The organism is Pseudomonas sp. EA_35y_Pfl2_R5, assembly GCF_963970805.1.
Lineage (GTDB): Bacteria > Pseudomonadota > Gammaproteobacteria > Pseudomonadales > Pseudomonadaceae > Aquipseudomonas.
The window spans coordinates 450,264-462,498 of sequence record NZ_CAXAOW010000003.1; the positions used below are offsets into that span (position 1 = coordinate 450,264).

The following is a 12,235-nucleotide window of genomic DNA, read 5'->3' on the forward strand; positions in this document are numbered from 1 at the left end:
GATTGGCTGCGACCGTTCAGCTGCGTTTGCTTCGTGCAATCGACAGCAGGCTGGCACTGAAAATCAGCGCTGCACCGATTAGCGAGGTCAGATCTGGGGTTTCTCCCCAGCGCAGCCAGGCGATCAGCCCTGCAAATACAATTGCCAGGTAGGCAAAGGGACCGATCAGCCCGGGCGACGCCAGGCTGTAAGCCTTGGACATGATGATCTGACTGGCGGTGGCCAACAGACCAATTGCCAACAGCAGCCAGAGGTCGTGTTCACTCATCGGCTGCCAGGCCCAGGTCAATGGGATGGCCGAGATCAGGGCGCTGAACAGCGAAAAATAGAACACGATGCGATACGCAGGCTCGGTATCACTCATCTCGCGGATCGATACAAAGGCAAAGGCGGCCATCACACTGGCGGCCAGGCCAATCAAGGCATGACTGTCGAGCAGCGCCGCAGAGGGTTTGGCCACCAGCAGCACGCCAATCAGGCCCACCACGGTGGTTAGCAGCATGCGTTTGCTCAGCGGCTCCTTGAGCCACCACCAGGCAATCAGCGGGGTAAACAGCGGCGCAGAGTAGGTGAACAACATGGCGTCGGCCAGCGGCAGGTGGGCAATGGCGTAGAAGAAGCAGTACATCGCCGCCAGGCCGTAGGTAGTGCGCCACAGGTGGGATTTCAGGCGGGTGGTTTTGAGTGGACGCAGGCCTTTGAACAGAATCAGCGGCATAAAGAACAGCACGCCGACCAAATTGCGAAAGAACACCACTGACTCGTTGTTGACGCTGACCGAGACCTCGCGAATGCCGACGCCCATCAGGGAAAACAGCAAGGCCGACAGCGCGAGCAGTGCGGCACCCTGAACGGGTTTAACCGAGCGGGTGCCCATGGTCACGCGCGCAACAGCGGGTAGAGTTCCTTGAGCAACTTGCTGCGGCTGAACACCATCTGCCAGCGATGCCCGCCCAGTTGGCGCCACAGGCGTGCAGAACGAATACCGGTGAGCAGCAGCGCGCGAATCTTCGCCGCATTGTTGGCCTGTTGCAGGTGGCGCATATCGCCTTGCACCTGAATGCGCTGGCGGAAGGTACTGATGGTGTCCTGATAAAGGCTGGCGCAGTTGGCGATGACGTTTTCATGGGTCGGGCCGAAGTGTTCGACCTGTTGCTGCACCTGGTCGAGGCGGCTGCCCATGACTTGCAGCATGTCGCCACGCTTATCCAGCTGACGCTCCAACGCGAGCAGGGCCAGGGCATAACGCAGCGGATCACGCTGCAGACTGGCCGGGTCGCGCTCCAAGGCGCCAACCAGGGCGCGATAGCCGTCGCGCAGGTTGAGGTCATCGCCGCCGTAAACATCCAGCGTGTCTTTTGGGTCGCGCACCAGCAAACTGTTGATCATGCAGGCTACGGCCGGCTTGCCGACCTGGCCAGTACGCGCCAGCTTGTCGACCAATACCGCCGATTCGAATACAGCGCCGAGGGCGATCAATTGTTCGCGGATAGGATTCAAGCCCGTTGCTCCCGCGCAGACCAAGGCTCGGCGGCTTCAATCACGCCGCCACCGAGGCAGATTTCACCGTCGTAGAACACCACGGACTGGCCCGGGGTCACGGCGCGCTGCGGTTCATTGAATACGGCGCGGTAGCCGCTGGCGGTTTTCTCCAGCGTGCAGGTTTGATCGCTCTGGCGATAACGCACCTTGGCGGTCAGCTCGCGCGGCGCGCTCAGATCAATCGGGTTAACCCAGTAAATCTCTGAGGCGAGCAGGGAGCGGCTGAACAACCATGCGTGCTCATTACCCTGGCCGACCACCAGTACATTGCGTGTCAGGTCTTTGTGCAGGACGTACCAGGGCTCGTCACTGGCGTCTTTCAAACCACCAATGCCCAAACCCTGGCGCTGACCAATGGTGTGATACATCAGGCCGTGATGGCGCCCGATGATTTCGCCTTCAGTGGTTTCGATATTGCCGGGTTGGGCTGGCAGGTACTGCTTGAGGAAATCACTGAAACGCCGTTCGCCGATAAAGCAGATGCCGGTGGAGTCCTTCTTCTTCGCTGTGGCCAGTGCGTATTTCTCGGCGATGGCACGCACCGCTGGCTTTTCCAGCTCGCCGACTGGGAACAGGGTCTTGGCGATCTGCTCGCCACCGACCGCATGCAGGAAGTAGCTCTGATCCTTGTTTGGATCGAGACCCTTGAGCAGCTCAGTGCGTCCGTCGATATCACGGCGGCGTACATAGTGGCCGGTGGCGATCAAGTCTGCACCGAGCATCAGCGCGTAGTCGAGGAAGGCTTTGAACTTGATCTCGCGGTTGCACAGGATGTCCGGGTTCGGCGTGCGCCCGGCCTTGTATTCGGCGAGGAAGTGCTCGAACACGTTGTCCCAATATTCGGCGGCAAAATTGGCGGTGTGCAGCTTGATGCCGATCTTGTCGCACACGGCCTGGGCATCGGCCAAATCGTCCATGGCGGTGCAATATTCGGTGCCGTCGTCCTCGTCCCAGTTCTTCATAAACAGGCCTTCGACCTGATACCCCTGCTCAAGCAGGAGCAGGGCGGAAACGGAGGAGTCGACGCCGCCGGACATGCCGACGATTACGCGCTGAGTAGTTGGATCTGACATGGGGGTACTGGGCACGGGCTTAAAAAGAGGGCGATTCTAGCAGGCGCGGAGGTGTGGCCGTTAATCGCGGATCAGGCTCAGGGGAAAACACTGTCCGCTCAGGTAGTCATCAATGCAGCGCAATACCAATTCGCTGCGCCAACGTTCGGGTTGAGCTGCCAGCTCGTCTCGGCTTAGCCAGCGTGGGCCGATGATGCCGTCATCCAACGGGTGATTGGGTCGCTGCTGTAAGGGTTTGGCGGCAAAACACACGCGCTGGTAGGTGATGCCGTTACTGGGGGCGGTGTACAGGTAAATGCCGGTAACTCCAGTTAACTCGACATCCCAGCCGGTCTCTTCGAGGGTTTCGCGCAGCGCGGCCTGCAGCAGGCTTTCGTTGGCTTCCAGGTGGCCAGCAGGCTGGTTGAACACGGCGCGGCCTTCGGCCATTTCTTCGACCAACAGAAAACGGCCCTGGTCTTCGATGACCGTGGCCACGGTGATGTGCGGCTGCCACTGCATGAAAATGCTACCTGTTATGAGAAAAGGCGATCTTAGCCTGATTCTCTTTGCTCTGAATGCACAAACCCCGGCACGGGGCCGGGGTTTGTGGTGTTGCTGTGCCCGAGGGCACAGGGCGCTACGTTTTAGTTCAGCGCAGCGAGTGCGGCATTGAAGGTCGCGCTCGGGCGCATGACCTGACTGGTCTGTTGCGGGTTGGAGCGGTAGTAGCCACCGATATCCACGGCCTTGCCCTGCACGGCGCTGAGTTCGGCAACGATGGTTGCTTCATTCTCGGTCAGAGTTTTGGCCAGTGGCGCGAACTGCGCTTTTAGTTCGGCATCATCGTTCTGTGCGGCCAGTTCCTGAGCCCAGTAGAGCGCCAGGTAGAAGTGGCTACCACGGTTGTCCAGCTCGCCGGTTTTGCGCGATGGCGACTTGTTGTTGTCCAGCAACTTGCCGGTGGCCGCGTCGAGGGTGGTGCCCAGCAGTTTGGCTTTCGGGTTGTTGGTCTTGATCCCGGTTTCTTCCAGAGAAACCGCCAGAGCCAGGAATTCACCCAGCGAATCCCAGCGCAGGTGGTTTTCCTCGATCAGCTGCTGCACGTGCTTGGGTGCCGAGCCGCCAGCCCCGGTTTCATACATGCCGCCACCGGCCATCAGCGGTACGATAGAGAGCATCTTGGCCGAGGTGCCCAGTTCCATGATCGGGAACAGGTCGGTCAGGTAGTCGCGCAGCACGTTGCCGGTCACCGAAATGGTGTCCTGGCCGCGAATAAGGCGTTCCATGCTTACACGGATGGCCTGGTTGTAATCCATGACGCGGATGTCCAGACCGGTCAGGTCGTGTTCCTGCAGGTAGGTTTCGACTTTCTTCTGCAGTTCGCGGTCGTGGGCGCGTTCTGGATCGAGCCAGAAAACTGCCGGAGTATTGGACTGGCGAGCACGGGTTACGGCCAGCTTGACCCAATCGCGGATCGGCGCATCCTTGGTTTGGCAGGCGCGCCAGATGTCGCCGGCTTCAACTTCGTGCTGCATCAGCACGGTGCCATCGGCCAGCACCACGCGCATGGTGCCATCGGCACTCATTTCAAAGGTCTTGTCGTGGGAACCGTACTCTTCGGCCTTCTGTGCCATCAGGCCAACGTTCGGCACGCTGCCCATGGTGGTGGGGTTGAACGCGCCGTTGGTTTTGCAGAAATTGATCATTTCCTGATAGATGCGGGCGTAGGTGCTTTCCGGCATCACCGCTTTGGTGTCCTTGAGCTTGCCGTCCTTGCCCCACATCTGCCCGGAGCTGCGAATCATCGCCGGCATCGAGGCGTCGACGATTACGTCGCTTGGGATGTGCAGGTTGGTGATGCCCTTGACCGAGTCAACCATGGCCATTTCCGGGCGGTGGCTGTAGCAGGCGTGGATGTCATCGAGAATTTCTTCCTGCTGCGACGCTGGCAGGGATTTGATCTTGTCGTAAACGCTACTGATGCCGTTGTTCGGGTTAACGCCCAGCTCTTCGAACAGCTTGCCGTATTTATCGAACACATCCTTGTAGTAGACGCTGACAGCGTGGCCGAAGACGATCGGATGGGAGACCTTCATCATGGTCGCCTTGACGTGCAGGGACCACATCACACCGTTTTCCTTGCAGTCCTGCAGGGTGCGCTCGAAGAAATCGCGCAGCTTGCGGCAGCTCATAAACATGCTGTCGAAGACTTCGCCTTCCTGCAGGGCGAGCTGTTTCTTGACTTCGACCTTGCCGTCCTTGCCGACGAACTCAATACGGACGTCACCGGCTTTGGCCATGGTGATCGACTGCTCGCTGGAGAAGAAATCGCCGCCGCGCATGTAATCGGCGTGGGACTGCGAGGTCATGCTCCACTTGCCCATGGAGTGCGGGTGCTTACGCACGAAGGCTTTGACCGCGGCTGGCGCACGGCGGTCTGAGTTGCCCTCACGCAGCACCGGGTTGACCGCGCTGCCAAGCACTTTGCTGTAGCGGGCACTGGCGTCTTTTTCGGCGTCAGTTTGCGGGTCTTCCGGGAAATTCGGGATGTTAAAGCCTTGGGCTTGCAGTTCGGCGATTGCTCCTTTTAGCTGCGGCACCGAGGCACTGATGTTTGGCAGTTTGATGATGTTGGCGTCTGGCGAAGTGGCCAGTACGGCCAGCTTGGCGAGGTCGTCGGCGATTTGCTTGTCAGCATCCAACTGGTCAGCAAAGCTTGCAAGGATGCGCCCTGCAAGAGAGATGTCGCGTGTTTCGACGGCAATCTCAGCAGAGGCTGCGAAGGCTTCTACAATAGGCAGAAGCGAATAGGTCGCAAGGGCTGGGGCTTCGTCGGTGAAGGTGTAGATGATCTTCGAGGGGGTGGACATTCTGAGTGAACTCTCTTCTTTGCTGAGCGTGCATAGCCACTCGACATGCGCAGGTAAGCGCTGAGGCCCATATGGATGAGCCAGAAGTCGAGAACTTGCCGCGGTGATGTTGGATGCACCAGTAGAGTGTTGAGCGTTTCGAGCCGTTGAAGCGCTGTAGCAGTTCGACGGTTTCAAGAGGCGGACAACCTGTTTAAACGATCCGCGCCTTATGACCTGTTAGTCATCTGTGAAGTATACCACCGCGCTAACGCCTCGCAGAATGCCTTGGCGCATAAGACCAACGAACATATGGTTTCGCCCGATTCAAGTGGGTTACTCTGGGGCGATCTGACTGTTTTAACCACAAGACGGAGTCCAGCATGGGATACCAAAAGATCCAGGTGCCTGCCACCGGTGACAAAATCACCGTCAATGCCGATACATCCCTGAACGTACCGAACAATCCAGTTATCCCCTTTATCGAAGGGGATGGTATCGGTGTCGATATCAGCCCGGTGATGATCAAAGTCGTTGATGCAGCCGTACAGAAAGCCTACGGCGGCGAGCGCAAGATCTCCTGGATGGAAGTTTACGCAGGCGAGAAAGCCACTCAGGTTTACGATCAGGACACTTGGTTGCCTCAGGAAACACTGGATGCGGTCAAAGACTACGTCGTTTCCATCAAGGGCCCGCTGACCACTCCAGTCGGTGGCGGCATCCGCTCTCTGAACGTGGCCCTGCGTCAGCAACTCGACCTGTACGTCTGCCTGCGCCCAGTGCGCTGGTTCGAAGGCGTGCCAAGCCCGGTGAAAAAGCCTGGCGACGTCGACATGACCATCTTCCGTGAGAACTCGGAAGACATCTACGCAGGCATCGAGTGGAAAGCTGGCTCGCCGGAAGCAACCAAGGTCATCAAGTTCCTCAAAGAGGAAATGGGTGTAACCAAGATTCGCTTCGATCAGGACTGCGGTATCGGCGTCAAGCCGGTCTCCAAAGAAGGTACCAAGCGTCTGGCACGGAAAGCGCTGCAGTATGTAGTCGATAACGACCGCGACTCGCTGACCATCGTGCACAAAGGCAACATCATGAAGTTCACTGAAGGTGCCTTCAAAGAGTGGGCCTACGAAATTGCTGCTGAAGAATTCGGCGCAACCCTGCTCGATGGCGGTCCTTGGATGCAGTTCAAGAACCCGAAAACCGGTAAGAACGTCATCGTTAAAGACGCCATCGCCGACGCCATGCTGCAGCAAATCCTGCTGCGCCCGGCTGAGTACGACGTAATCGCTACTCTCAACCTCAACGGCGACTATCTGTCAGATGCCCTGGCGGCCGAAGTGGGCGGTATCGGTATCGCTCCAGGTGCGAACCTGTCCGACACCGTTGCGATGTTTGAAGCCACCCACGGCACTGCGCCGAAGTACGCTGGTAAGGATCAGGTGAACCCCGGTTCACTGATTCTCTCTGCGGAAATGATGCTGCGCCACATGGGCTGGACCGAAGCGGCCGACTTGATCATCAAGGGTACCAACGGCGCTATCTCGGCCAAGACTGTGACCTATGATTTCGAGCGCCTGATGGACGGCGCCAAGCTGCTGTCCTGCTCGGCATTCGGTGACGCACTGATTTCGCATATGTAAGCCAATCAGTGAAATAAAGAAAGGCCGGTCAAATGACCGGCCTTTTTTGTGGGCGATTAACTGCCCAGGTGACTCTAATCAGACTTCAACCGTTGCGCCCTGGTGTTGCTTGACTGCGGCGGGCACTTCACTGGCGGCAGTAGCCGCACTGATGTTTACGGCGTGGAGTCCTTTTGGACCTTGAATAATATCGAAGCTTACCGGCTGGCCAGCCTTCAGCGTTTTATAGCCGTCCATCTGGATAGCCGAGTAGTGGGCGAACAGGTCCTCATCTCGACCATCGGCCAGGATGAACCCATAGCCTTTGGCGTTGTTGAACCACTTGACCTTACCGCTAACCATGCTGATATCCCTCTGCAAAGGACTCCATCACTGGAGTATCATCCACTTCAATTCCACGCTTTGCTTGACGGGAGTCGACAAAGCTGTGAAACCCCTTAATACCCACGCTGGGTATTCATTGTTTGTAACACCGTTTTGCCGATAGTCAAGGCAATGCTGTAACTGGCTGAGAAGCCGTTCAAACTCTGTCTAGCACAGACTATTCGCCCATCAACGAAGCTATTCAGCATGCATGCACGTAGCCAGATTCGACTAACATTCAATCAGGATCGCCCCGCAGAGCATGAGGACGATTCCTTCGGCTTAGCCGTTCAGGAATCCAAGCCCGCCCTGCAGGCGCCTCCTATGTATAAAGTGATTTTGTTTAACGACGACTACACGCCCATGGATTTCGTGGTCGAGATTCTCGAGGTGTTTTTCAACCTGAATCGAGAGATGGCGACCAAAATCATGCTGACCGTCCATACAGAGGGGCGGGCAGTGTGTGGAGTGTTTACCCGCGATATTGCTGAAACCAAAGCGACACAGGTGAATCAATATGCGAGAGAGAGCCAGCATCCGCTACTCTGTGAAATAGAGAAGGACGGTTAACGCCGGCCACTTGGGCATGAGGTGAAGCTATGTTAAATCGAGAGCTCGAAGTCACCCTCAATCTGGCTTTCAAGGAGGCTCGTACCAAGCGTCATGAATTTATGACGGTTGAGCATTTGTTGCTGGCCCTCCTGGATAACGAGGCCGCCGCTAGTGTGCTGCGCGCATGCGGGGCCAATCTAGACAAGCTACGGCATGATCTGCAGGAGTTTATTGACTCCACCACGCCGCTGATTCCCCAACACGACGAAGAACGCGAAACGCAGCCTACCCTGGGTTTTCAGCGTGTTCTGCAGCGCGCGGTTTTCCACGTGCAAAGTTCCGGCAAGCGTGAAGTGACCGGCGCCAACGTACTGGTGGCGATTTTTAGCGAGCAGGAAAGCCAGGCTGTGTTTCTGCTCAAGCAGCAGAGCGTCGCGCGTATCGATGTGGTCAACTTCATTGCCCACGGCATCTCCAAGGTGCCGGGCCATGGTGGCCATTCGGAAACCGAGCAGGAAATGCAGGACGAGGAGGGCGGCGAATCCGCCAGCTCGAGCAATCCGCTGGATGCTTATGCCAGTAACTTGAACGAGCTGGCTCGTCAGGGGCGTATTGATCCATTGGTCGGCCGTGAGTCGGAAGTCGAACGTGTGGCGCAGATTCTTGCGCGGCGGCGTAAGAACAATCCGCTATTGGTCGGTGAAGCCGGTGTCGGTAAAACCGCGATTGCTGAAGGCCTGGCCAAGCGCATCGTCGATAACCAGGTACCTGATCTGTTGGCCGACAGCGTGGTCTATTCGCTGGATCTCGGCGCACTGCTGGCTGGTACCAAATACCGCGGTGATTTCGAGAAACGCTTGAAAGCTTTGCTCAATGAGCTGCGTAAGCGCCCCCACGCCATTCTGTTTATCGATGAAATCCACACCATTATCGGCGCTGGTGCTGCGTCGGGTGGAGTAATGGATGCGTCCAACTTACTGAAGCCTATGCTGTCTTCGGGTGAAATACGCTGCATCGGTTCAACGACCTTCCAGGAATTCCGCGGCATCTTCGAGAAAGACCGCGCCCTGGCGCGTCGCTTCCAGAAAGTTGATGTGGTTGAGCCCTCGGTGGAAGATACCATCGGCATTCTGCGGGGTCTGAAAGGTCGCTTCGAGCAGCATCACAGCATCGAATACAGCGATGAGGCCCTACGCGCGGCGGCTGAGCTCGCCTCGCGCTATATCAATGATCGGCATATGCCGGACAAGGCCATTGATGTAATCGATGAAGCTGGGGCCTACCAGCGGCTGCAGCCGGTGGAAAAACGCCTGACGCGTATCGATGTGGCACAGGTCGAAGACATCGTGGCGAAAATCGCCCGCATTCCGCCGAAGCACGTCAGCAGTTCGGATAAAGAACTTCTGCGTAACCTCGAGCGCGACCTCAAACTCACCGTATTTGGCCAGGACGCTGCGATTGACTCGCTGTCGACTGCGATCAAGCTGTCCCGTGCTGGACTCAAAGCGCCTGACAAGCCGGTAGGCTCTTTCCTATTTGCCGGCCCTACGGGGGTGGGTAAAACCGAAGCCGCCCGCCAGTTGGCCAAGGCGATGGGCGTTGAGCTGGTTCGTTTCGATATGTCCGAGTACATGGAGCGCCACACGGTTTCGCGCCTGATCGGTGCGCCGCCGGGCTATGTCGGCTTCGATCAAGGCGGTCTATTAACCGAGGCGATAACTAAAACACCGCATTGCGTATTACTACTGGATGAGATCGAGAAGGCTCACCCGGAAGTCTTTAACCTGCTGCTACAGGTGATGGACCACGGCACCTTGACCGATAACAATGGCCGTAAGGCGGACTTCCGCAACGTGATCGTAATCATGACCACTAACGCAGGTGCTGAAACCGCAGCGCGGGCATCCATTGGCTTCACCTATCAGGACCACTCGTCTGATGCCATGGAAGTGATCAAGAAGAGCTTCACTCCAGAGTTCCGCAACCGCCTGGATACCATTATCCAGTTCGGCCGCCTGAGCCACGAAGTGATCAAAAGCATCGTCGACAAGTTCCTCACCGAGCTGCAGGCGCAGCTTGAGGACAAGCGCGTCACGCTGGAAGTCAGCGATGCCGCGCGTAGCTGGTTGGCAGAGAGCGGTTACGATGTGCAGATGGGTGCTCGGCCGATGGCGCGTTTGATCCAGGACAAGATCAAGCGTCCGCTGGCGGAAGAGATTCTGTTTGGTGAGTTGGCTGAACACGGTGGTGTGGTGCATATCGACATCGAAGGTGGTGAGCTGACCTTTGATTTCGAAACCACGGCAGAAATGGCCTAGACTTAGTCTCATTACGCGCACAAAAACGCCCGGCATTGCCGGGCGTTTTTACTGGAGCTTGGTGTAACAGATGCCGGGAAACCTAAGTTTTCGCTGGCCTGTTAACGGGCGCGGTAAGTAATGCGGCCTTTGCTCAAGTCATAAGGCGTAAGTTCAACACGAACTTTGTCGCCAGTCAGAATGCGGATGTAATTTTTGCGCATCTTTCCGGAGATGTGCGCAGTAACGACGTGCCCATTTTCCAACTCCACACGGAACATGGTGTTGGGCAGGGTGTCGACGACAGTGCCTTCCATTTCGAAGCTGTCTTCTTTCGACATGCAGTAAAGCCCTCGGTATCCAATGAATGGCCCGGTGCAACTGGCGCCAGGCAAAAGCGGCGTGCATTGTGCCCGAAATTTGGGGTTTGCGCCAAGGGCTTCAGTTAAGTCTGACCCAGCGTTGATTGACGAACAGCTCTATGGGCCGGTACTGAGTCTTGTAATTCATCTTGCGGCAGTTCTTGATCCAGTAGCCCAGATAGACCGCATGTAGCCCCAAACGCGCCGCTTCGGCAATTTGCCAGAGGATGGCAAAGCGCCCGAGGCTGCGGCGCTCCTCGTTCGGTTCATAAAATGTGTATACCGCGGACAGTCCATTGGGCAGTACATCGGTTACAGCAATTGCCAGCAGGCGGTTGTTTTGGCGGAATTCGTAGAAGCGCGAGAAGGCCAGATCGCGCACCAGAAAGGTAGAAAATTGTTCGCGGTTGGGCGGGTACATATCGCCATCGGCATGCCGTTGCTCAATGTAGCGCACATACAACGCGTAATACTCTTCGGTAAATGCCGGGCGCACCAGGCGGACCTGAATGTCCTGATTACGCTTGAAAATACGCCGTTGCTGACGATTCGGGCTGAACTGCGCGGCAGGAATGCGTGCAGGGACGCAGGCGGTGCAGCGTTGGCAGTGCGGGCGATAGAGGTGGTCGCCGCTGCGACGAAAGCCCATTTCCGAAAGCTCAGCATAAACATCCGCATCCATGGGCTGGCTGGGATCGAGGAACAGGGTTGTGGCCTGCTCGTCGGGCAGATAGCTGCAGGGGTGCGGTTGAGTGGCGTAAAACTTCAGGCGGGCCAGCTCAGTCATGATCGACTCTCAGGGTCGGGCTTGAATCAAGTGTAAGCCAGGCTGGCGCCCTCGCCTAGGCGACCCAATCGGCTCGGCTGGATTGATCTAGATGAGCGCTCAGGTAGCCGGCAAACGCGGTACGGGAAATTGTCTGCGCGCCGAGACTGAGCAGGTGCTCGGTCGGCATCTGGCAATCGATCAACACAAAGCCCCAGTCTTTCAATTGTTCAACCAGCGTGACAAAACCCACCTTGGAGGCGTTGTCTGCGCGACTGAACATCGATTCACCAAAGAACAGCTGCCCCATGGCCAGACCATAGAGCCCGCCAACCAGCTCGCTATCACGCCAAACCTCAACCGAATGAGCTATACCGCGCTGGTGCAGTTCCAAGTAAGCGTCCTGCATGGGACTGGTGATCCAGGTTTCTGCTGCATAGCTGCGTGGCGCTGCGCAGGCGCGGATCACGTCAGTGAAAGCCTGATCAAAGGTCACCCGATAACGGCCCTGGCGCAGCACTTTGCCAAGGCTGCGCGAAACGTGCAGCTGTTCAGGCAGCAGCACGGTGCGCGGGTCCGGCGACCACCAGAGAATCGGCTGACCATCTTGGAACCAAGGAAAGCAGCCGTGCCGATAAGCCTGGATCAAACGCTCGGGGCGTAGATCGCCACCAGCGGCCAGCAAGCCATTGGGCTCGCGCAGGGCTTTATTGAGGGGCGGGAAATCCAGTGAATCGCGTTGCAGCCACGTCAGCATGTGCAGGGCCGGATTTGGAAAGAGGAGGGCAGGGCGGACTGAGCGTCCGCCC

12 protein-coding genes are annotated in these 12,235 nt (G+C 57.4%); 3 read left to right on the forward strand and 9 right to left on the reverse strand.

Translation table 11 applies throughout. From position 1 onward, the window contains the following. Window positions 1-16: 16 nt before the first annotated feature. From AACX99_RS09270 to AACX99_RS09290, 5 genes are all read right to left on the reverse strand, one after another. On the reverse strand, window positions 17-877 hold the full coding sequence (locus tag AACX99_RS09270; protein WP_339411472.1) for a DMT family transporter: 861 nt from the start codon (window positions 875-877) through the stop codon (window positions 17-19). A 2-nt stretch (window positions 878-879) separates the two neighbouring features. Next, entirely contained in the window at window positions 880-1,500 is a 621-nt protein-coding gene (hflD, locus tag AACX99_RS09275; protein ID WP_339411211.1) for a high frequency lysogenization protein HflD, read from the reverse strand. Further along, window positions 1,497-2,615: a tRNA 2-thiouridine(34) synthase MnmA gene (gene mnmA / locus AACX99_RS09280; RefSeq protein WP_339411213.1), complete on the reverse strand. Its 1,119-nt coding sequence runs from the start codon at window positions 2,613-2,615 to the stop codon at window positions 1,497-1,499. Before mnmA ends, hflD begins: the two co-directional genes overlap by 4 nt. Before the next feature lie 60 nt (window positions 2,616-2,675). After that, window positions 2,676-3,116 carry an NUDIX hydrolase gene (locus AACX99_RS09285; protein WP_339411215.1) on the reverse strand — a complete coding sequence of 147 codons (441 nt, stop codon included), beginning with the start codon at window positions 3,114-3,116 and terminating at the stop codon, window positions 2,676-2,678. Window positions 3,117-3,241: 125 nt separating this feature from the next. Next, window positions 3,242-5,467 (reverse strand): NADP-dependent isocitrate dehydrogenase, encoded by a 2,226-nt coding sequence (locus tag AACX99_RS09290; protein ID WP_339411217.1) that lies wholly within the window; start codon window positions 5,465-5,467, stop codon window positions 3,242-3,244. Between the two features lie 362 nt (window positions 5,468-5,829). Between AACX99_RS09290 and icd the strand changes: the two genes are divergently transcribed. Then, window positions 5,830-7,086 (forward strand): NADP-dependent isocitrate dehydrogenase, encoded by a 1,257-nt coding sequence (gene icd / locus AACX99_RS09295; RefSeq protein WP_339411219.1) that lies wholly within the window; start codon window positions 5,830-5,832, stop codon window positions 7,084-7,086. Window positions 7,087-7,164: 78 nt separating this feature from the next. Here the strand turns inward: icd and cspD are convergent, their stop codons facing one another. Then, on the reverse strand, window positions 7,165-7,428 hold the full coding sequence (gene cspD / locus AACX99_RS09300; protein ID WP_339411221.1) for a cold shock domain-containing protein CspD: 264 nt from the start codon (window positions 7,426-7,428) through the stop codon (window positions 7,165-7,167). 228 nt (window positions 7,429-7,656) lie between these two features. On the opposite strand from cspD, the gene clpS reads away from it, so the two are divergent. Together clpS and clpA are read left to right on the forward strand one after the other, a co-directional pair. Then, the gene (gene clpS / locus AACX99_RS09305) at window positions 7,657-8,019 is read left to right on the forward strand and encodes an ATP-dependent Clp protease adapter ClpS (protein WP_090253676.1); all 363 of its coding nucleotides are present in this window, start codon (window positions 7,657-7,659) and stop codon (window positions 8,017-8,019) included. A gap of 29 nt (window positions 8,020-8,048) precedes the next feature. Continuing rightward, window positions 8,049-10,319, forward strand: a complete 2,271-nt coding sequence (gene clpA, locus AACX99_RS09310) for an ATP-dependent Clp protease ATP-binding subunit ClpA (protein WP_339411224.1) — start codon at window positions 8,049-8,051, stop codon at window positions 10,317-10,319. A gap of 101 nt (window positions 10,320-10,420) precedes the next feature. Here the strand turns inward: clpA and infA are convergent, their stop codons facing one another. The 3 genes from infA to aat form a co-directional block, all read right to left on the reverse strand. Then, window positions 10,421-10,639, reverse strand: coding sequence for a translation initiation factor IF-1 (infA, locus tag AACX99_RS09315; RefSeq protein WP_002553999.1), 219 nt, complete (start codon window positions 10,637-10,639; stop codon window positions 10,421-10,423). Between the two features lie 100 nt (window positions 10,640-10,739). Then, the gene (locus tag AACX99_RS09320) at window positions 10,740-11,447 is read right to left on the reverse strand and encodes an arginyltransferase (RefSeq protein ID WP_339411226.1); all 708 of its coding nucleotides are present in this window, start codon (window positions 11,445-11,447) and stop codon (window positions 10,740-10,742) included. 55 nt (window positions 11,448-11,502) lie between these two features. Continuing rightward, complete coding sequence (gene aat / locus AACX99_RS09325; protein WP_339411227.1) at window positions 11,503-12,183, reverse strand: leucyl/phenylalanyl-tRNA--protein transferase; 681 nt, start codon at window positions 12,181-12,183, stop codon at window positions 11,503-11,505. Window positions 12,184-12,235 lie beyond the last annotated feature (52 nt).